Source organism: Pseudomonas sp. LBUM1649 (assembly GCF_059716155.1).
Genome location: NZ_CP166807.1, coordinates 3924217 through 3946864, shown reverse-complemented (window position 1 = coordinate 3946864; position 22648 = coordinate 3924217). Strand labels below are relative to the sequence as shown.

Here is a 22648-nt window from a genome sequence, read left to right as displayed (position 1 = left end):
AAGCATAGTCAAATAACCGCGCAGGTGAGCGCAGCCTTCGGCAGCTGCTATGGGTTCGTCCCCGCCATAACTATGTACCGCCATGCGCCTTGAGGGCCGTGATTTCCTGATGGTCTATCTAACAGTCATCAGGACTTACCTAATGCCCGAGCTCTCCAAACCCGTCGACCATGGATTTCATGTTCCGTTTATCAAGCACCGTCTGCCCGACTGGATTCAACACCTCGCGCCCGCGCATATTGCCAGCCTGGCCAAGCCCCTGGATCCCGCCCAGGTGTTCGCCAAAAACTACCCGCAGCTGTACGCCGAGGCTTCGCCCGCGATGCGCCTGGCGTTGTACAACAGCCAGGTCAGCAGCAACCGCTCCACCCGGGCGTTGGCCAAGAGCCTGAAAGACTTCAAGGGCATTACCGAGTTCGCCAAGCCATTGCTGGCAGAGGCCATGAACAAGACCTTCGGCCAGTCGCCTGATGTGACCAAGACCATGCTGTATCACCTGCGCGCGCCCAACCTGGCCGACGAGCAGACCTTGCTGCAGGCCGCTTTACGCAACTTCGAGGCGGACGAGCCGTTTGATGAAGTCTCCCTGCAGGAAACCAGTGCGCTGGCTCCGGCCGGGGCGATGGAGAACGAACTTTACGATAAACGTGACAGTTACCCGTTCTGGAGTACGCGCTACAAGATCCGCGACAAAATGTCGATCAAACCCGGGGAGTTCGCCAGCCTGTGCCGGCAACTGGACCTGGGCCAGCAGTACCAGGATCATCTGAGCGCCGTGTTCGATGCGCCTGGCACCAGCTCGACAGTGCGCGAGCAGACGATCACCGCGAACAAAGACATGATGCGACTGCAGGCACATATCGCGCGGATGAAATCGGATCTGAGTGAATCGGCGTACGCCACGTTGCTGGCAGTTCTCGATGGCAGCCCCGATCCCAAGATCGACGGGCGAGCGGTGGCCTGCAGTCAACTGACAGCATTGGGCTCGCAGTTGAGCGATGTGCTGATCATCGGCCCGGTGACCCGCAAACCCACTTCGACGCTGGAGGACATCTCCGAGGTGTTTTTACCGGTATCCGTCTGGAGTATGGGGCTGGAGCCGAATGCGCGAATCATCGTCTGCATGCCGGGTGACCCGCGGCAGCCAGTGAAGGAATTCTCGTCACTCGCCGCGTTTGCCAAAGACCTGGCGATCCGCCTGCGTTCGCGAACCTTCCAGCGCTTCATCGCCGGTTTGCTGCCGCAGGACGAGTCGCCGAGGTTTTTCCGCCGGCTCAAGGCCCAGCTCAAAACCCATCGCTGGAACCCGAACCCGGTTTATCCAGGCCCGCCTTACAACCCCGCAGCCTTTGCCAATGGCATGTACGAAGAGGTCTGGAACGATGACGTCAACCTGGCCCTGAGCGAAACATTCTTCGACGTCGAAGTGTTCGGGGCGCGCTACGAAGCGCATCTGGTCAGGGTCAAGTCCAATGCCCGGTTGCTGGCGATTCCAACTGCCGCAGTCGACCACCAGGCCTGGATCGAACGCCTCGAACACTTGGCCGAGTGGGGCCTGAATGTACTCAACGTCGCCGCCTTTTTCGTTCCCGGCCTGGGCGAAGCGATGCTGCTGGTGACCGTCGTGCAATTGGGTTACGAGGTCTATCAAGGTGTCGAAGCCTGGAAGGAGGGCGATGCCGAGGAGGCTTGGGGTCACCTCAAGTCGGTCATGGCAAACGTGGCCTTCATGGCTGTCCTCGGCGCGCTGGCAAGCAAGGCGCCACCGATCACTGCATCGCGATTCGTCGACGGGATGCGCACAATTTCCACGCCATTTGGTGAGCCGCGTCTGTGGAATCCAGAGCTCACGGCCTACGAGAGCGCAGTCGCCCTTGATGGTGTGACGCCAAACGCCTTGGGGCAATACGAGGTGCGGGGCAAGACTTACATCAAGCTGGAGGGGAAAACCTACGAGAAGACCTACGATCCGGCGCTGGACCAGTGGCGGATCAAGCACCCCACCGACCCCGGGGCCTACCAGCCAGTCTTGCAGCACAATCAGCTCGGCGCCTGGCGCCACCTCCATGAGCGGCCACTGGAGTGGGATCGCGTGACGTTGTTGCGCCGTATCGGCCCACAGATGGATGCCTTCTCTGATGCCCAGCTGCAGCAACTGGCGGATGTCAGTGGGGTCAGCGACGATGCCCTGCGGCAGATGCACATCGATTATCAGGCACCGCCGCCGCGCCTGGCAGAGGCGATTGCGGCGTTCAGGGCCGATCAGCAAGTGGACGAATTGATCGTCGGTCTGCGCAATGGTACCCGCCTCAATAGCGCATCCGAGCTTGTCGTTTCTCTGGTTGTGGAGCTGCCGGACTGGCCCATTGAAGAAGTCCTGGAGGTTTTCGAGGGCTCGGAACACTGGGGCGCCTCCCAGCGTTACAGTTCTGCCGCGGCGCAGCACAGTGCAATACCGACCATCAAGATCACTCGAGCCGAGATACGCGCCGGGAAACTGCCGGAAACCGTGGTCGCAGCGCTCAATGAAGAGCAAAGGATCCAGTTGCTGGGTGCACGTAGCGCGCAAGCAGGTTCGAACCCGGTACAGATGCTCAGGAACCGCTTGGCCAATGAGGTGTTGACCAGGAAAAAATCCCTGTTCGAGCGTCTGAATACCCCGCAGCAGTCATCGAATGCAGATGTCCTGCGGCTGCAGCGTAGTTTTCCAACGTTGTCGTCCGAGGCTGCGCAGGAAGTCCTGAACGGCTCCAGTCCGAGCGAGTTGGCCCGGTTGCGCAGCAGTGGAAAAATGTCGCTGCGCCAGGCCAAGGCGATTCGTCTGCATATTCAGCAAGGCGCCTTGAACCGCGCCCTATGTGGAATGCGCCTGGAAAGCATGGCGTCGGTAGCCAGCGATCGGCTGGCAGTGCACAACCTGCAGCACTTGCCAGGCTGGTCGGGGCAAATGCGCGTGGAAATCCGTGCCGGCTTTATCAGGGGACCGTTGCTGGACGTTGTCGGAAGCGAGAACGCGACGATTCGTCATTATCTGGTCAAGAGTCAAGGTAGCTATCGCGCGTTTGACGCCCAGGGCGGGGCGCTCAACAGCATCCCTGCCCACGGTCGCAATCTGTTCGAATCGCTGGTGGAGGTGGCACCACAAGCTACCCGGCAGAGTTTGCAGGGTAACCCGGGCCAGGCCCTGCAACAGGAACTGGCCAGCTATGCCAGCGCTCATCGCGAGGAAATGTCGCGGGTGCTGAATCAACGTCCCATCGACGGCCCCGGCCCATTCCTGCGCCTGCCCTCCGGCCAGCCGGGTTACCTGGCCAGCGGCCGCGGAGTCGGCTTCCCCGATGCGGGGCTGGTTACCAGGGTGCGAGACCTCTACCCGAACATTTCCGATGCGCAAGCCAGTCAATTTGTCAGGAGTCGTCTGAGCGCCGGGGATAGCCATCAGCAGGTGTTCAATCTACTGAACAACCGCCAGCGGGAATTCGCGGCGCTGGACCAACAGTTGAACGCCTGGATCGGCACTGGTGCAGGCCAGGCTGCGCGCAGGTTGCAAGCAGAAAAGATACTGCGGTGCTGGCGCAACGGCCTGTATCGAGGGCAGGAGCCCGCCTTCGAGCTGGACTTGCGCGGGGCTGACGCATTGCCGGAATGGACTGCCGATTTCAGCCATGTACGCACGGTCCGAGTCAATAGTAGCCAGCTTACCGGTGCTTCCGGAGTGACGGTCCTGGAAAAATTCGCGCAGGTGAAAAAACTCGAAATCACCGTGCACGGCCAGGACATTGCTGCCCTGGCCGGGAAGCTCGGTGAGTTGACCGCTATAACCGAATTGAATCTCAACGGCATTGCTCAGGTTTATACATCCGAGTTCCTGCAGGCGCTTGAGGGCATGACGCAGCTGGAAACCCTGGCGCTTGAAGGCGATGGGGCCGCGATGGACTTCAGCAAACTGACGAGCCTGCGCTCCCTGCGATTGGCAGGCCAACCGGACAGATGGCCCACTGGCGTATTGAACCTGCCCAGGCTTGAAGCCCTGGACTTGCAGGCCGTTCCAATTCAGGAGCTGCCTGCCGGGCTGTACAGCGGACATGAAGCGCTGTGGCGTGGCTTGAAAATGAACTGGGGTGCCATGGAGCCGCAAGCTTTCCGCAAGGCCTACAACTATGTCCACGACCACCCGGCCCATTTGGTTCAGGAACCGCAGATGGTTGACCACTACTGTCGTGCGCGCCTGTCATCACTGATGCCGGATGATTACTCTTTCGCTTCCCAGGCGTTAGCCCGGTTAAATGGCGAAGGAGTAATGGGCGTAGCATTGCTGGATCAGGTTGATGCATTGCACCGACAGCGAAGCGCGTTGAATCTGGCGCTGGACGCGTGGCAGAACACGCCTGTCAGGGTGGGTGCCGAAGAGGTGCAACTGCACCATCGTGAACTGGTTGCCGAGAGAGTTCGCGAATGCGCGCGCAACGGGTTGCGCGCCGAGTATGCACCACGCGAACCCGTGGCAGGACCATCGTGGGCAGCTCCCCTGTATGGGAGCGAAGCGCTGGACCTGACCGGGCTTGGGGCATTAGGGGATCTACCCGAGCTGGGCGATACGATATTTGCCCATATCCGACGCTTGAACCTGCGCGGCATGGGCGTATCGACCAGGCAAGCCAGCGATTTTCTGTTGGGTTTCCCCAAGCTGACAACTCTGGAACTCAGCTCCAACCGACTGACCGAAATCCCCCAGGCGTTCAGTACGCTTACGGAATTGACCGCGCTCGATCTCTCGTTCAACGAACTGACGATCACGCCGTTGGCCCAGTCCCGGTTGAACCGCTTGACGTCGTTGAAGACGCTGAACCTTGCCTACAACCGTGTCGGCGCCCTGGACGTCAGCGCGATGACCAACCTGCAGAGCCTGCACCTGGGGCATACCCGCCTGACGAGATGGCCCGAAGGCGTAATGTCACTGCCGCAACTTCATCGCCTGGCCCTCAATCACAGTGCGATCACTGACATCCCGGTGGCCGCGTTGACCGGTCATGATCGACTGCTGGGGGTGACCTCGCTGCAAGGTTGCCGGCTGAGCCCGCAAGGTTTGGCGGCAGTGCGCGCCTACGCGCAACGCACGCCCTCCGAAACCCCGATGGGGATTACCCGGACGCAACTGGCGGCCGGTCGAACCGGTGGCGATCCCGAGTTCTTTCCGGTGGAAGCGTCGGAACGGCCGGACCTTTTATTGCCGCTGGAGCTGACGCCCGGTGAAGCGCCGGATAAAGTGCCCGGGACATCGGCTGCCCGACTGCAACGCCTTGATCCTCAACTGACCGAGGACGAGGCCGTCGGGCTTATCGATGGATGGCTCGACCGAGGACTGGGCGCGCTTGAAATTGAAAACCGCATCGTCGAATGGGAAGAGCAACACACTCAATTGCTCAAAAGCCTGAATGACTGGATCGATGTCCCGGCTTCGCGTCACGGGCGCACCTGGATCAATGCGCTGGACCGCCGCCGTGCGGCTGATAAATTGCTGGAAAGCTGGCGCAGCACGTTACGGAATGCCCCTGAGGGCGAGGGCGCACCGCCAGGTACCGTTATTGATTTTACCGGCCTGATCATCGGCGAACTGCCGGCCATGCCGTTCACTTTCAATCATGTCGTCGAGCTGGACCTGACAAGGGTTGGGCTCTCGACCCATTCGGATGCGTTCCTGCGCTCATTTCCCCGTCTGCGCAGTCTTACACTCGACCACAACGGTCTGGGCAGCTTGCCGGAAGCGGTCACGCGCTGTGAAGATCTCACCCGGTTAAGCGTCGTTTATTGCGATATCCGCGCCAGTGCGCCGTTGCAGCGCCAGCTACGCTCACTGCCGCGCTTGCAGTGGCTGAACCTGGGTGAGAACCCGTTGTGGGAGTTCGATATGACCGGCCTCGACCAACTGCATACCCTGGATATGCATAGCAACAATCTACGGGAGTGGCCGACGGGGGTGCTGGAAGCACCAGCACTGACAACGCTGGACCTGGCGGGCAACCAGATCACGACCATACCTGCAGCGGCATTGCGGCCGGAACATGCAAACTTGATGGCCGGTACCAGCCTGCTCGATAACACACTGGAGCCAGACGAATTCATCCGCTTGCAGGATTACCTTGGCGAAACCGGACGAGGGTTGGGGTTCACCTCCGGGGAAATCGACGACCTGCTGGCCGGTTTCGATTCGACAGAATCATCGAACGCAGGCGAGGGCGATGCGCATCCCGATCGAGAGTCACCCGAGGCGCAGAAAAACCGCTGGTTCAACGGCGTGGCGGCTGATTCGGAAAAGCACGCGATGTGGACGGCCGTGATGGAGCAGGACACCACCGAGGACTTTGCCTACATCCTTTCGCAACTGCGGCACACCCAGGACTTCCACTTGGATCGCCTGGGCCTGACGCAACGGGTCTGGCGTGTTCTCGAATCCGCTTATGGCGATGAGGCGCTGAGTCAACGCCTGATGGGGCTGGCGAAGGCGCTGCGGCATCGGGTGACCTGTGGTGATGGCCGAATCCTGTTGTTCAACGAGCTGGAAGTCGAGGTCTTTGAATACGAAGCCCTGAAATCGATTGCTCCGGAACACAAAGGTCGCGAGCTGCTCAAACTGTCCAGGCGCCTGTTTCGCCTGGCTCAAGTCGAGGAGGTCGCACGGACCAGGATCGAGGTCCACCCAAATATCGACCCGGCGGAAATTCGCCTGGCCTATCGCATCGGACTGGCGCAACGCCTTGACCTGCCCAGCCAACCGCAAGGCATGCTCTATGCCAACCTGGCGCAGGTGACCGCTGCAGATCTTGACCAGGCGTACACCAGGATCATTGCCGAGGAGCAGACACCCGCGTTTAACGAGCAACTGATGGCGCGCAAGTACTGGAGGGATTTCCTCGAGGAAAAATACCCGGCCGAGTTCACCCGGGTGCAGGAAGACTTCCAGGCCAAAGTTACTGCGTTCGAGGACAAGTATTCGGAGTTCAATCAGGCGTACTTCCAGGAAGTGCAAACCCTCGAAGCGGCCAACAGGGTCGATCGTCAGAACCTGCTGAGCGAACTCACTTCCCGTGAGTTGGCCCAGCAGGCCACACTGAGCTGATCTTCAGCTGACAAGACTCTGGAGTCGACTCAGGTCGACTCCAGAGCTCACTGGATCAGTTGTCGTAACCGAGGTTAGGCGCCAGCCAGCGTTCGGTGATGCTCAATTCCTCGCTACTGTCCTCCATAACTATGTACCGCCATGCCCGCGAATGGCCGTGATTACCTGACCCTTCAACCACAGTGATCAGGATGCACGTCATGCCCGAGCTTTCTCCACCCATGGATCATGGATTTCATGTTCCGTTCATCAAGAAACGCCTGCCCGACTGGACTCAACACCTCGCACCCGCACATATCACCAACCTCACCCGGGCCAGGGATCCGGCCGAAGCGTTCGCCAGGAACCATCCGCAGCTATACGCCGCGGCGTCGCCCGAGCTGCGCCTGGCGCTGTATGACAGTCAGGTGCGCAGCAACCGCTCCACCCAGGCGTTGGCCAAAACCCTCAAGGACTTCAAGGGCATCACTGAATTTGCCAAGCCGTTGCTGGCTGAGGCCATGAACAAGACCTTTGGCCAATCCCCCGATCCGACCAAAACCATGCTTTATCACCTGCGGGCGCCCAACCGGGCCGATGAGCAGACACTGCTGCAGGCCGCATTGCGCAATTTCGAGGTCGATGAGCCCTTTGATGAAGTCGCCCTGCAGGAGACCAGTGCGCTGGCTCCCGCCGGAGCACTGCAGAACGAGCTTTACGATCGGCGCGAGCGCTACCCGTTCTGGAGTACGCGCTACAAGATCCGCGACAAGCTGTCGATCAAGCCTTCGGAGTTCGCCACACTGTGCCGGCAACTGGACCTGGGCCAGCAGTACCAGGCTCACCTGAGTACCGTGTTCGATGCGCCGGGCACCAGCGCTACCGTGCGCGAGCGGACGATCACGGCCAACAAGGACCTGATGCGCCTGCATGTACACGTTGCGCGAATGAAGTCGCACGTCAGTGAATCGGCGTATGCGACCCTGCTGTCGGTACTCGACGGCAGCCCGGAGCCCAAAATCGATGGACGGGCAGTGGCGTATAGCCAGCTGACGGCGCTGGGTTCGCAGTTGAGCGATGTATTGAACATCGGTCCGATGTCCCGCAAGCCCGCCTCGACCCTTGAGGATATCGCCGATCTGTTCGTGCCGGTAAAGGTCTGGAGGGCGGCAATCAACGCGCAGGCGCGGATCATCGTCTACATCCCGGGCGACCCGAAGCACCCGGTCAAGGAATTCACATCGCTGGCCGCATTTGCCAAAGACTTTGCCGTCCGATTGCGCTCGCGAAGTTTTCAGCGCTTTATCGCCGCAATGCTGCCCCAGGACGAGTCACCGCGGTTTTTTCGCAGGCTCAAAGCCCAGCTCAAAACCTGGCGGTGGAATCCGAACCCGGTCTGGCCGGGACCACCCTATAACCCCAAAGTCTACCAGGGCGGCATGTATGAAGAGGTGTGGAACGACGAGGTCAACCTGGTCCTGAGCGAAACCTTCATCGACGCTGAAGTGTTCGGTGCGCGGTATGCAGCGCACCTGGCGAGGATCAAGTCCAACGCCAGGCTGTTGGCGGTGCCTACGGCGGCCGTTGACCACCAGGCCTGGATCGAACGCCTCGAACATCTGGCCGAATGGGGCTTGAACATCCTCAACGTCGGCGCGTTCTTCGTTCCCGGGCTTGGCGAAGTGATGCTGCTGGTGACCGCGGTGCAATTGGGCCGTGAGGTGTATCAGGGCGTGGAGGCCTGGAAGGAGGGCGATGCCGAAGAGGCCTGGGGGCACCTCACGTCAGTCATGCAGAACGTGGCTTTCATGGCGGTGCTGGGCGCGGTGGCCAGTAAGGCACCACCGATCATGGCGTCGCGGTTCGTCGATGGCATGCGCAAAATCAGCACACCGTTCGGCGAGCCACGCCTGTGGAACCCTGACCTGGTGGCATACAAAAGCAGTATTGCACTCGATGGCGTGACACCTAACGCCCTGGGGCAATATGAGGTGGGGGGCAAGACCTACATCAAGCTCGAGGGCAATGCCTTTGAGAAGACCTACGATCCGGCGCTCAAACAGTGGCGCATCAAGCACCCCACCGACCCTGAAGCCTTTCAGCCGATCCTGCAGCACAACCAACTGGGCGCCTGGCGCCACCTCGACGAGCGGCCGCTGGAGTGGGATCGCCTGACGCTGTTGCGTCGCATCGGCTCGCAGATGGACGGCTTCTCCAATGCGCAGTTACAGCAAATCTCGGAGGTCAGCGGGGTCAGTGATGATGCCCTGCGCCAGATGCACATTGATCATCAGGCACCGCCGCCGCGCTTGGCGCAGACTATCGCTGCGTTCAGCGCCGATCAGCGGGCGGATGAGTTCATCATGGGGCTGCGTCGCGGCACTCGCCTGAACAGTGCCGCCGAGTTCGCCGTACCCCTGACTCTGGAGCTGCCCAACTGGCCTGTTGAGGAAGTATTGGAAGTCTTCGAGGGCACTGAGCATTGGGGCGCCTCCCAGCGCTACGGCGCGCAGGCGGCGCAGCACAGTGCCCGGCCGACGATCAAGATCACCCGGGCCGAAGTTCGCGCCGGGAAGCTGCCGAATATCGTTTTGGCGGCGCTCGACGAACAACAACAGATTCAGTTGCTGGGTGCGCACAGTGCAAGACCTGGCGCGGACCCGGTGCAGATGTTCAGGGACCGTCTTGCCCATCGGGCAAAGACTCGCAGACAGTCATTGTTCGAACGTCTGCACTCCCCAGAACCGACAACGAATCCCGACATTCAGCGCTTGCAGCGCAGTTTCCCGACGCTGTCGGCCGAGTCCGCCCAGGAAGTGCTCAATGGCTCCCGTGCCAGCGATTTGTCCCGGTTGCGCAGTAGTGGCAAAATGTCCTTGCGCCAGGCCAAGGCGATTCGTCTGCATATTCAGCAAGCCGCCCTTAACCGCGCGCTCTGCGGGTTGCACCTGGACAGCATGGCCTCGGCGGCCAGCGACCGTTTGGCGCTGCACAGCCTGCGGCACTTGCCCGGCTGGACCGCGCAGATGCGCGTGGAAGTGCGCGCAGGCTCCATTCTGGGCCCGCTGCTGGACAGCATCGGCAGCGCCACCGCGAGGCCGAGCTACTACATGGTTAAAAGCCTGGACACTTACCGGGCGTTCGATGCTCAGGGCGTGGCGCTCAATAGCATCCCCGGCCACGGGCGCAATCTGTTCGAGTCGCTGGTGGAAATATCGCCGCAAGCAGCCCGGGATAACTTGCTAGGTCATCATACTCAGGCGCTGCGTCAGGAACTGGCCGCCTATGCCAGCACCCACCGCGAGGAGATGGCGCGCGTACTTAATCAACATCCCGTCGATGGCCCGGGGCCGTCCCTGCGCCTGACTTCAGGCCAGCTCGGTTATCTGGCCAGCGGTCGCGGGGCCGGTTTCTCCGACTTGCCCGATGCCGGATTGATTACCAGGGTACGAGTACTCTACCCGAACATTTCCGATGAACAAGCCAGCCAGTTCATCAGCAGCCGCCTGAGCGCCGGGGACAGCCATCAGCAGGTATTCAACCTGCTGAACAATCGCCAGCGCGAATTCGAAGGGTTAACCGGATAGGCACACTGGACGTCAGTTCGCTGATGAACCTGGAGAGCCTGTACCTGGGGCATACACGCGTAACACGCTGGCCCGACGGTGCGCTTTCGTTACCCCGATTGCGCCGCCTGGCCCTCAATCACAGCGCCATCACCGACATCCCGGTAGAGGCATTGACCGGTCATGATCGACTGCTGAGTGCGACCTTGCTGCAAGGTTGCCGACTCAGCCCGCATGGCCTGGCGGCAGTGCGCGCCTTCGCTGAACGCACGCCGTCCCAAACACCGATGGGCATCACCCGGGCGCACCTGGCGGCCGGTCGAACAGGTGGGGATCCCGAGTTTTTCCCGGTCGAGGTGTCGGAGCAGCCCAATCTTCTGTTGCCGCAGAACCTCGCGCCCGTTGACGGTAATTTGCCGCCGACTTCCGCCGCCCGGCTGCAGCGTCTAGATCCGCAACTGGGCGAGGCGCAAGCCGTCGAACGAGTCAATGCATGGTTGGCCCGCGGCCTGGGGGCGACGGAGATTGAAGCGCGACTGGTGCAATGGGAGCAGCAACAGACCCAACTGATCAGTCGTTTGAATGAGTGGATCGATGCCCCGGCGTCACGCCTGCGTCGCGCATGGGTAAACGCTGTGGACCGGCGCCGGGCAGCTGACCAATTGCTGGAAAGCTGGCAGCTCACGCTGAGAGATGTTCCCGGAGTCGAGGGAACTCTCGATTTTAACGGGCTGATCCTCGGCGATCTGCCCACAATGCCCTTCATCTTCAATCATGTGGTGGAACTGGACCTCAGTGGCGTCGGGCTATCGGCGAATTCCGAAGGATTTCTGCGGTCTTTTCCGCGCTTACGCTACATGACACTCAATCTGAACGGCCTGGGCAGCTTGCCCGAGGCGGTGACCCAATGTCAGGAATTGACCCGCCTGAACGCCAGTTTTGTCGATATTCGCGCCAGCGAACCTTTACAGCGCCAGTTGCGCGCCTTGCCGCGCCTGCAATGGCTGGACCTGGGCGAAAACCACTTGAGTGATTTTGACCTCACCGGCCTCGACCGACTGCAAGTCCTGGATCTGCGTGGCAACGACCTGCGCGATTGGCCGGCGGGAGTACTGCAGTCACCCGCATTGACCACTCTGGACCTGACGAGCAACCAGATATCGACCATTCCCCAGGCAGCATTTCAGCCGGAACACGCCAATCTCATGATCGGCACCAACCTGTTCGATAACCTGCTGGAGCCGGATGAGTTCGTGCGCTTGCAGGACTACTTGCGGCAAACCGGGCAGGGGTTGGGCTTCACTCACCTGGATATCGACCACTTTCTGGCGGGATTTGACTCCGAGCAGTCGGAGCCTGGTGAGGGTGTCGCGCATCCTGATCGAGAATCGGACGATGTCCAGAAAGAACGCTGGTTCAGAGGTATTGCGGCGGATTCGGAAAAGCACGCAATGTGGAACGCAATTAAAGAGCGGGACACTACCCACGACTTTTCATACATTCTGTCGCAGCTTCGCCATACCCAGGATTTTCACGCGGATCGCCTCGGCCTGACCCAGCGAGTGTGGCGCGTGATTGAGTCGGCCTATGCCGACGAGGCGCTGAGCGAACGGCTGATGGGCCTGGCGCGGGCACTGCGCCACCAGGCGACCTGTGGCGATGGTCGAATCCTGTTGTTCAACGAGCTGGAAGTCGAGGTGTTCGAGTTCGAAGCCTTGAAGTCCATTGCCCCTGAACATAAAGGTCGCGAGCTGCTCAAGCTGTCCAGGCGGTTGTTTCGCCTGTCGCAGGTGGAAGAGGTCGCCAGCGAAAGAATCAGTGCTCATCCGACTACCGATCCGGCGGAAATTCGCCTGGCCTACCGCATCGGTCTGGCACAACGCTTGGATCTTCCCGATCAACCCAAAGGCATGCTTTACGCCAACTTGTCGGGAGTGGCGGCGGCGGATCTCGATCAAGCCTACACCCGGATCATTGCCCAGGAGCAGACAACGGTGTTCAACGACCAATTGGTTTCGCGCAAATACTGGAGAGACTATCTGGAAGAAAAGTACCCGGATGAATTCACCCGGGTGCAACAGCAATTCCAGGATAAATGCACGGCCCTTGAAGACAAGTACGCCGAGTTCAACGAGGCGTACTTTCAGGAACTCAAGGCGCTGGAATCGGACAACGGGGTTGACCGCAAGAACCTGCTGAGCGAACTCACGTCCCGTGAACTGGCCGAGCAGGCCACGATGACCTGATCCTCGATGGGCAACACTCTGGAGTCGACAGCGTTCGACTCCAGAACTCACCATATCAGTTGTCGTAACCGAGGTTCGGCGCCAGCCAGCGTTCGGTGACGCTCAACTCCTGACCCTTGCGTGACGTATAGCTCTGTACCTGATCCTTGTCGATCTTGCCCACGAAAAAGTACTGCGCCTGCGGATGGGCGAAGTACCAGCCGCTGACCGCTGCCGCCGGGAACATCGCGTAGTGCTCGGTGAGGAACACGCCGCTGCGCCCGGCGCGCATTTCGCTGGCCTCAGGGTCGAGCAAGGCGAACAGCGTCGACTTCTCGGTGTGATCCGGGCATGCCGGGTAGCCCGGCGCAGGGCGGATGCCGCTGTATTGCTCTTTGATCAACGCCTCGTTGTCGAGCGTCTCGTCCTTGGCGTAACCCCAGTAGTCTTTGCGCACTTGCTGGTGCAGCCATTCGGCACACGCTTCGGCCAGACGGTCGGCGAGGGCCTTGACCATGATCGAGTTGTAATCGTCGCCGGCGTCCTGATAAGCCTTGGCCACTTCTTCGGCGCCGATGCCTGCGGTGGTGATGAAACCGCCCACGTAGTCGGTGATTTCGCTGTCCTTCGGTGCAACAAAATCGGCGAGGGAGAAGTTCGGCTTGCCGTCGGTCTTGATGATTTGCTGGCGCAGGTGATGCAGCTTGGCCAAGGGCTTGCCGTCATCGCCGTAGACTTCAATGTCGTCGTCGCGCACCTGGTTGGCCGGCCAGAAGCCGAACACCGCACGGGCGCTGATCAGTTTGTCGTCGATCAGTTTGGCGAGCATTTCCTGGGCGTCGGCGTACAGCGCGGTCGCGGCTTCACCGACCACTTCGTCCTGGAGGATGCGCGGGAACTTGCCGGCCAGATCCCAGGAAATGAAGAACGGCGTCCAGTCGATGTATTCGGCCAGTACTTTCAGGTCGATGTTGTCCAGCACTTTGGCGCCGGTAAAGGTCGGCTTGACAGGCGTGTAGGCACTCCAGTCGAACTGTGGCTTCTTGGCGATCGCAGCCGGGTAGCTCAGGCGTTCGGTGCGGGCGCTGCGGTTGGCGGTGCGCTCGCGGACTTCGATGTACTCCTCGCGGGTTCTCTCGACGAAGCCGGCCTTCAGTTCCCTGGACAGCAACTGGGTCGCCACGCCGACAGCGCGGGAGGCGTCAGTGACATACACCACCGCGTCGTTGCTGTACCTGGGCTCGATCTTCACCGCCGTGTGCGCCTTGGAGGTGGTAGCACCACCGATCATCAACGGCAGGTGGAAATCCTGGCGCTGCATCTCGCGCGCCACATGGACCATCTCATCCAGCGACGGCGTGATCAGGCCGGACAGGCCGATGATGTCGCACTTCTGTTCCTTGGCCACCTGCAGGATCTTCTCCGCCGGCACCATCACGCCGAGATCGACGATGTCGTATCCGTTGCAACCCAGCACCACGCCGACGATGTTCTTGCCGATGTCGTGCACGTCGCCTTTTACGGTCGCCATGAGGATCTTGCCCTTGGCCTGTGGCTTGTCGCCTTTTTCCAGTTCGATGAACGGAATCAAGTGGGCCACGGCCTGCTTCATCACCCGGGCGGATTTCACCACTTGCGGCAGGAACATCTTGCCTGCGCCGAACAGGTCGCCGACGATGTTCATGCCGGACATCAGCGGCCCTTCGATCACTTCGATCGGGCGGGCGAAGGACTGGCGCGACTCTTCGGTGTCTTCGACGATGTGCGTGGTAATGCCTTTGACCAGCGCGTGTTCAAGACGCTTGTTGACGTCCCAGTTGCGCCACTCTTCGGTCTCGGCTTCCTTGACGCTGCCGTCGCCCTTGTACTTGTCGGCGATGGCGAGGAGGGCGTCGGTGCCCTCCGGGGTGCGGTTGAGGATCACGTCCTCGACGGCGTCGCGCAGTTCCACCGGGATCTGGTCGTAGATCTCCAATTGCCCGGCGTTGACGATGCCCATGGTCAGGCCGGCGCGGATCGCGTACAGCAGGAACACCGAGTGGATCGCCTCGCGCACCGGGTTGTTGCCGCGGAACGAGAACGATACGTTGGACACGCCGCCCGACGTCAGCGCATAGGGCAGTTCGTCGCGGATGTAGGCACAGGCGTTGATGAAGTCCACAGCGTAGTTGTTGTGTTCTTCGATACCGGTGGCCACGGCGAAGATGTTCGGGTCGAAGATGATGTCTTCCGGCGGGAAGCCGACTTCATTGACCAGAATGTCGTAGGAGCGTTTGCAGATCTCTTTCTTGCGCGCTTCGGTGTCGGCCTGACCAGCTTCGTCGAAGGCCATGACCACGACGGCGGCGCCATAGCGTTTGCAAAGCTTGGCGTGGTGAATGAACTGCTCGACGCCTTCTTTCATGCTGATCGAGTTGACGATGCCCTTGCCCTGGATGCACTTGAGGCCGGCTTCGATCACTTCCCACTTCGAGGAGTCGATCATGATCGGTACACGGGAGATGTCCGGTTCGCCGGCAATCAGATTGAGGAAGGTCACCATGGCCTTCTTCGAATCGAGCATCCCTTCATCCATGTTGATGTCGATCACCTGGGCGCCGGCCTCGACCTGCTGCAGGGCGACTTCCAGGGCTTCGGTGTAGTTGTCTTCACGGATCAGGCGGGCAAATTTGGCCGAGCCGGTGATGTTGGTGCGCTCGCCGACGTTGACGAACAGCGAGTTGCGATCGATGGTGAATGGCTCCAGGCCCGAGAGACGGCAGGCCTTGGGGATTTCCGGAATCTGGCGCGGCGCATAGCCGGCCACGGCCTTGGCGATGGCTTCGATGTGGCCCGGCGTGGTACCGCAGCAGCCGCCGACGATGTTGAGGAAGCCACTTTGGGCGAACTCTTCGATGACCTTGGCGGTTTGCGACGGCAGTTCGTCGTACTCGCCGAACTCGTTGGGCAGGCCGGCGTTCGGGTGCGCGGAAACGTGGGTATTGGCCTTGTTCGACAGCTCTTCCAGGTACGGGCGCAATTCGCTGGCGCCCAGTGCGCAGTTCAGGCCGACCGAAATCGGCTTGGCATGGGCCACGGAGTTCCAGAACGCTTCGGTGGTCTGGCCGGACAGGGTGCGGCCCGAGGCATCGGTAATGGTGCCGGAAATCATGATCGGCAACTCGATGCCAAGCTCTTCGAACACCCCTTGTACGGCGAAGATCGCGGCCTTGGCGTTGAGGGTGTCGAAGATGGTTTCGATCAGGATCAGGTCGGCGCCGCCTTCGATCAGGCCCTTGGTGGATTCGGTGTAGTTCTCCACCAGCTCATCGAAGGTCACGTTGCGGTAACCGGGGTTGTTCACATCCGGCGACAGCGAGCAGGTACGACTTGTAGGACCGAGCACGCCGGCGACGAAGCGTGGTCGGTCCGGGGTTTCCAGGGTCTTGGCGTCGGCCACCTTGCGGGCCAGGCGCGCGCCTTCTACGTTCAACTCGTATGCCAGGCCCTGCATGCCATAGTCGGCCAGGGAAATCTGGGTGGCGTTGAAGGTGTTGGTTTCCAGGATATCGGCACCGGCATCCAGGTAGGCTTTCTCGATGCCACCAATCACGTCCGGGCGCGTCAGCACCAACAGGTCGTTGTTGCCTTTGACATCGCTTGGCCAGTCGGCGAAGCGTTTGCCACGGTAATCCTGCTCTTCGAGCTTGTAGCTCTGGATCATCGTGCCCATGCCGCCATCGAGAATCAGGATGCGCTCTTTGAGGGCGTGCTTGAGGGCTTGGAGGCGAACGCTGCGATCGGACATTGGGACTACTCGGAAAGACCATGACGAAGGGCCGGGATGATAGCAAACCTGTGCGCTTTTAGAGCATGTCCGGGTTTTCCATGAATATCGCTCATGTTGGTGGGTCAGCCAGACCGGTAGAATCGCGGCGCTTTCTAAAGGATCGGGACCAGGGACATGTCGTATCGCGTCGTCATCAGCAGTGTATTGCTGCTTCTAAGCTTGGGTGCGGTTGCGCAAGATCCGGTCATTTCCGCAGGTATTTCCTCAGCTCTTTCCTACAGTCGCGACATTCAACCGATCTTCACCGAAAAGTGCGTGGCCTGCCACGCCTGCAACGACGCCGCCTGTCAGCTCAACCTGGGCAGCGGGGAGGGCGCGGCACGTGGCGCGACGAAAGTCCCGGTGTATGACGGTGATCGCAGCCAGGCTGTCGCGCCGAGCCGTCTGTTTTATGACGCGTTCGGCAAACGGGCCTGGCAACAAAAAGGCTTTTATTCGGTGCTCGACACCCAGGGCAGCCAAGCTGCATTGATGGCGCGCATGCTTGAACTCGGTCACACCAACAGGTTGCAACCCAATGCCAAATTGCCCGAGGACATCGTCCTGGGCCTCAATCGCGACAACATGTGCGCCCTGCCGGCCGAGTTCGACGGTTATGCCAGCGCGCATCCCAGGGAAGGCATGCCCTTGGCGGTCACCGGCCTGACCGATCAGCAATACCAGACGCTGCAACGCTGGCTGGCTTCCGGTGCGCCGATCGATGAACAGGTCCTGGTGCCCAGCGCGAAGGAAGCGTTGCAAGTGGTTCAGTGGGAAAACCTGCTCAACGCACCGGGCGCCCGGCAGAGTCTGGTAGGACGCTGGTTGTTCGAGCACTGGTTTCTCGCGCACATCTATTTCAAGGACGGCGAGCCGGGGCATTTCTTCCAGTGGGTGCGTTCGCGCACGCCGACCGGCCAGCCCATTGACCTGATCAACACCCGTCGGCCGAATGACGACCCCGGCACACAGGTTTATTACCGCTTGTGGCCGGTCCAGGGGGTGATCGTGCACAAGACTCACATCACCTATGCGCTGAGCGCGGCGAAGATGGCCCGGGTCAAAAGCCTCTTTTACAACGGCAACTGGCAGGTCAACGCCTTGCCGGGCTACGGCCCGGAACGTCGGGCCAATCCGTTTTCCACCTTCGAAGCGATCCCGGCCCAGGCGCGTTATCAATTCATGCTCGATAACGCCGAGTATTTCGTGCGCACCTTCATTCGCGGCCCGGTTTGCCGGGGGCAGATCGCAACCGATGTGATCCGCGACAACTTCTGGGCGCTGTTCCAGGCGCCGGAGCACGACCTCTATATCATCGACCCGAACTACCGCGGCCAGGCCACGCCGTTGCTGGCGATGCCGGGGCAAAACGACGACGTTGGCAGTGTCCTGAGCCTGTGGCACGACTACCGCGACAAACGTAACGAATACGAAGCACTGCGCCGGGACAGCTACGCCGACCTGCCGGCACCGAGCTGGTCGAGCCTGTGGGCTGGCAACGATAACGCGCTGCTGAGCATTTTCCGCCATTTCGACAGCGCCGCGGTGACCAAGGGCCTGATCGGCGACGTACCAGAGACGATGTGGCTGTTCGACTTCCCGCTGCTGGAACGCACTTATTATCAGTTGGCGGTGAATTTCGACGTGTTCGGCAATGTTTCCCACCAGGCCCAGACGCGCTTGTATTTCGACCTGATCCGCAATGGCGCCGAGCAGAATTTCCTGCGCCTGATGCCAGCGGATTCCCGGGAGAGCTTCCTTGACGATTGGTATCAGAACAGCGGGAAATTCAAGATGTGGCTGGACTATGAAGCCATTGACGACGACACGCCGACCGCGCTCAAACTCGATGAAAAGGACCCCAAGCGCGACTTCGCCATGCAACTGCTGGCCCGCTACGGCGAGCTGAACGCCAAGCCTGACCCGATCAATCGCTGCAACGGTGCTTATTGCTCGCGGCCTAACATCGATCCGGTCCTGCAGTCAGCCGAGCAGGCGTTGAGTCGCTTGGCCTCACGTCCGGCGGCTGGCCTCAGGGTCATCGATCAACTGCCGGAAGCGACCATGCTGCGTGTCGAAACCGCGAGCGGCCAGCGTGTGGTCTATAGCCTGCTGCGCAACCGTGCGCACAGCAACGTGGCGTTCCTGCTGGGCGAGTCGCTGCGGTATCAGACGGGGCTCGATACGCTCACCATCTTCCCTGGGGTTCTGAGCAGTTACCCGAACTTCATCTTCAACATCCCGGCCGATCAAGTGCCTGAGTTTGTCAATGCGATGGAAAACGCCAAGGATGCTGACCGCTTCGAGAAAATCGTAGAGCGTTGGGGGATTCGTCGCAGTCATCCGCAGTTCTGGCAGTATTTCCATGATCTGAGTCGCTATATCCACGAAACCGAACCGGTGGAGGAGGGTGTGCTGGATATGAATCGCTACGAGAACCTGTAATCAACCTGTGGGAGCAAAGCTTGCTCGCGATGGCGGTATGCCTGCAAACAATGACGCTGAATGCGCCGACATCATCGCGAGCAAGCTTTGCTCCTACAGGGGGATCAGCGCTAACTTTCCCGACAAAAATACTAGGACTTTGTCCGGCGCGATGATTGGCGTAAACTGCGCCCAAGCCTGCGAGGAGTTTCCATGACCGCTATCACCATCACCGACGCCGCCCACGATTACCTGGCTGATCTGCTTTCCAAGCAGAACACCCCGGGCATCGGCATCCGCGTCTTTATCACCCAGCCTGGCACCCAGTACGCCGAAACCTGCATTGCCTACTGCAAGCCGGGCGAAGAAAAACCCGAAGACACCGCGCTGGGGCTGAAAAGCTTCACCGCGTACATCGACCATTTCAGCGAAGCTTTCCTGGACGATGCCGTTGTCGACTACGCCACCGACCGCATGGGCGGCCAGCTAACCATCAAGGCGCCTAACGCCAAAGTGCCGATGGTCAATGCCGATAGTCCGGTGAACGAGCGTATCAATTACTATCTGCAAACCGAGATCAACCCGGGGCTGGCCAGCCACGGCGGCCAGGTCAGCCTGATCGACGTGGTCGAAGACGGCATCGCCGTCCTGCAGTTCGGTGGCGGTTGCCAGGGCTGCGGCCAGGCCGACGTGACCCTGAAGGAAGGCATCGAGCGCACCTTGCTCGAGCGTATTCCCGAGCTCAAGGGTGTGCGTGACGTGACTGATCACACGCAGAAAGAAAACGCCTACTACTAAGGTGTTCGCTGCGGCACAAAAAACGGCGCCCCGTGAGCGCCGTTTTTTTATGGGCGATGGACAACCTGTGGCGAGGGGATTTAGCGAAACGTCGCACCGCCCCGTTCGACGGCGAAGCCGTCGCTATACGAGCTTGCGGGGTACGCCTGAAGAATGGAGGGGGCCGCTTCGCGACCCAACGGGGATAAATCCCCTCGCCACAGGGTGTGCTTGGTTCAGGGCCTATACAGATGCGCATGCCCCGCACGATACAGCGACGACTCGCTGAACTGCTCACTGCCCAACACCCGACCCACCAGAATCAACGCCGTCCGCCGAAACCCCTTGGCTTCAACCTTTGCCGCAACGTCCGCCAATGTCCCCACCACCCAGTCCTGATCCGGCCAGGTCGCCCGGTGAATCACTGCAATCGGGCAGTCCGCGCCGTAATGCGGCAGCAATTGGGCGAGGATTTTCTGCAGATGCTTGACCCCCAAATGGATCGCCATGGTCGCCCCGTGCTGCGCCAGGCTGCCCAGTTCTTCGCCCGCGGGCATCGCGGTCTTGTCGGCGTAGCGAGTCAGGATCACGCTCTGCGATACGTCCGGCAAGGTCAGTTCCGCGCCCAACAGAGCCGCGCAGGCGGCCGTCGCGGTGACGCCGGGAATGATTTCAAAAGGAATATCGAGCTCACGCAGATGGCGAATCTGCTCGCCTATGGCGCCATACAGGCTCGGGTCTCCGGAATGCACGCGAGCCACGTCCTGACCCTTGGCATGGGCCGTCTTGATCAGTTCGATGATCTGTTCCAGGTGCAGTTCGGCGCTGTTGACCACCTGTTCGGCGCGGTGTCCTTCCAGCACGGCGGCGGGCACCAGCGATCCGGCATAGATGATCACCGGGCAGCCGCGAATCAGCCGCTGGCCTTTGACGGTGATCAGTTCGGGGTCGCCGGGACCTGCGCCAATGAAGTAGACGGTCATCAAAGGTTCCTGTTGAAAATGGGGGCTGGGCAAGGCTTCAGATGAAGATTGCTCATGATCGAATGCGCGGATTATCGAGGATTTTACGCGGCGCCAGCCAATGCGAGAGTGGCCTGGGCATATTTTTGTCGCGGGATCAGCAATTTCGCCGGTGACTGGGTCAGCTGTTCGGCTAATGCCAGAGCGGCACTTTCCGCCACGCCGTAACAGCCGGTACGCTCGAACGCGATCTGCGAATGGTGGCTGAGGTGCGGTTGATAGGCGGCCAATTGTTCGCTGCTGAAGTACAGCATCTGTAACCCAAGCTGTTCGGCCAGTTCGATCAGGGCCGGTTCGTCGCGCTTCAAATCGATGCTGGCCAGGGCCTTGATCTGATGCAGTTCGATCTGGTGCGCCTGCAGTGCCTGGTCGAGCAGTGCCCGCAACGTGCTGACGGGGCAGCCGCGCTGGCAGCCCAGGCCGACCACCAGGGTCGGCGCTGTGCTGAGGTCAGTCATGCGTGGTACTGGCCATCGCTTTTGCGGCGGAACAACCAGGCGCTGATCAGGCCCAGGGCCAGCCAGAACGCGACGTTGGTCAGCTGCGAAGCGATTTTGAACTGCGCCTCCAGGGCTTGCGGGGCGAGCATCGAGTGCACTTGCGGTTGCGGTGCGCCAATCACATGCGGAACGGCAAGGATCGCCACGCCGAGGATCTTCATCAGCCAGTGACGGCTGAACACGATCAGGGCGATGCCGACTGCGGTGGAGGCGGCGGTGCCGATCCACCAAATCTGCCGTTGCGCCAGATCGGCAGCCGCCGTGCCTGGCAGTTCAGGCGGCAGGCCAATGGTCGGCGCCAGCACGAAAGTCGCATAACCGGCCAGGCCCCAGAGCAGGCCCTGGGAGGTTTTGGTCGGCGCGCACAGGGTATAGAGACCGGCGAGCATCAGGGCGAAACCGACCGCCACCACCAGGTTACCGCCAGTGGTCGACAGCACGCGCTGCCAGCCGTCTTCCGGCTCCCAGGCTTGGGCGTCGTGGGTGTGGGCAGCGACGCCCGCGGCGTGTTCGTGGACTTCAACGGCGGCCGGCTCGGATTTTTCGTAGGTCTCGGCCTGCAAAATCAGCGGGGCGACCCAGAAACTTTGCAGCAAGGTCAGCAGCAGGGCGGCCAGCAGCCCGGTGAAACCTGCGGTTTGCGCAATACGCTTGATCATGTCGGCAGGTCTCAATGGCACGGGAACGCGGAACTGTGGCGCGTATCGTGAGCAGCGTTGTGAACGGCTTCGATGTGCGAGAAGCCGGCGAAATACACAAGGCTAGCGCCGAGGATCGACGCACAAACGGCGGCGATCAGGCGTTGGGACAGGGTAGTGGTGCTGCTGGCGGTACTGCTGTGGCCGGTGCTGCTGATAATCGACATGGCGCTTCCCTCTGTTCTGTCAGCGGGGAATATGAGCGCAAGCAGAGCCCCGCACGACCGAGCGCGCAGAAGTCCGAACAGCGCCCGCCCACCGCGGGTTTGTTGATTTGAGTGATCGTGTTGGTCACTTTGTGTTGCGGGCCGGTCTCCGGGCTCACGAGGGGCGCAGGCGTTAGCCTAAACCTTCCAGCGTCACCTTCCCATGCCGCATTGGCACAGTGGATCTGACGCTTCGCTCGTTTACCGTTGCGGGGGCAGCACCGGACTGACATGGCTTGAAGTAAAGCACATGATTCACCGGTTTCCCGTTTCACCCTGTGAAGGGCACCCGTAACAAGATGCGTAGGAGAGCATGGGCGAGGGGC

10 protein-coding genes and 1 riboswitch are annotated in these 22648 nt (G+C 60.7%); of the genes, 5 read left to right on the top strand and 5 right to left on the bottom strand.

Annotated elements, in window-relative coordinates; genetic code table 11:
- Positions 1–142: 142 nt before the first annotated feature.
- From ACA058_RS18240 to ACA058_RS18230, 3 genes are all read left to right on the top strand, one after another.
- The gene (locus ACA058_RS18240) at positions 143–7117 is read left to right on the top strand and encodes an NEL-type E3 ubiquitin ligase domain-containing protein (RefSeq protein ID WP_497635270.1); all 6975 of its coding nucleotides are present in this window, start codon (positions 143–145) and stop codon (positions 7115–7117) included.
- A 200-nt stretch (positions 7118–7317) separates the two neighbouring features.
- Positions 7318–10683 carry a dermonecrotic toxin domain-containing protein gene (locus ACA058_RS18235; RefSeq protein ID WP_497635269.1) on the top strand — a complete coding sequence of 1122 codons (3366 nt, stop codon included), beginning with the start codon at positions 7318–7320 and terminating at the stop codon, positions 10681–10683.
- 23 nt (positions 10684–10706) lie between these two features.
- Complete coding sequence (locus tag ACA058_RS18230; protein WP_497635268.1) at positions 10707–12908, top strand: NEL-type E3 ubiquitin ligase domain-containing protein; 2202 nt, start codon at positions 10707–10709, stop codon at positions 12906–12908.
- Positions 12909–12963: 55 nt separating this feature from the next.
- Here ACA058_RS18230 and metH read toward each other — a convergent pair whose 3' ends face one another.
- Complete coding sequence (gene metH, locus ACA058_RS18225; RefSeq protein WP_497635266.1) at positions 12964–16674, bottom strand: methionine synthase; 3711 nt, start codon at positions 16672–16674, stop codon at positions 12964–12966.
- A gap of 156 nt (positions 16675–16830) precedes the next feature.
- On the opposite strand from metH, the gene ACA058_RS18220 reads away from it, so the two are divergent.
- Together ACA058_RS18220 and nfuA are read left to right on the top strand one after the other, a co-directional pair.
- Positions 16831–19140: a fatty acid cis/trans isomerase gene (locus ACA058_RS18220; RefSeq protein ID WP_497635265.1), complete on the top strand. Its 2310-nt coding sequence runs from the start codon at positions 16831–16833 to the stop codon at positions 19138–19140.
- A gap of 192 nt (positions 19141–19332) precedes the next feature.
- Positions 19333–19917, top strand: coding sequence for a Fe-S biogenesis protein NfuA (gene nfuA / locus ACA058_RS18215; protein WP_007912592.1), 585 nt, complete (start codon positions 19333–19335; stop codon positions 19915–19917).
- A gap of 215 nt (positions 19918–20132) precedes the next feature.
- Here the strand turns inward: nfuA and cobM are convergent, their stop codons facing one another.
- The 4 genes from cobM to ACA058_RS18195 all read right to left on the bottom strand — a co-directional run bounded on the left by cobM (position 20133) and on the right by ACA058_RS18195 (position 22283).
- Positions 20133–20879 (bottom strand): precorrin-4 C(11)-methyltransferase, encoded by a 747-nt coding sequence (gene cobM / locus ACA058_RS18210; RefSeq protein ID WP_497635264.1) that lies wholly within the window; start codon positions 20877–20879, stop codon positions 20133–20135.
- A gap of 83 nt (positions 20880–20962) precedes the next feature.
- Complete coding sequence (locus ACA058_RS18205; RefSeq protein WP_497635263.1) at positions 20963–21376, bottom strand: cobalamin biosynthesis protein; 414 nt, start codon at positions 21374–21376, stop codon at positions 20963–20965.
- Positions 21373–22077, bottom strand: coding sequence for a CbtA family protein (locus ACA058_RS18200; protein WP_497635262.1), 705 nt, complete (start codon positions 22075–22077; stop codon positions 21373–21375). Before ACA058_RS18200 ends, ACA058_RS18205 begins: the two co-directional genes overlap by 4 nt.
- An 11-nt stretch (positions 22078–22088) precedes the next feature.
- Entirely contained in the window at positions 22089–22283 is a 195-nt protein-coding gene (locus tag ACA058_RS18195; protein ID WP_497635261.1) for a CbtB domain-containing protein, read from the bottom strand.
- Positions 22284–22405: 122 nt separating this feature from the next.
- A riboswitch (cobalamin riboswitch) is annotated at positions 22406–22630 on the bottom strand.
- Positions 22631–22648: the final 18 nt, after the last annotated feature.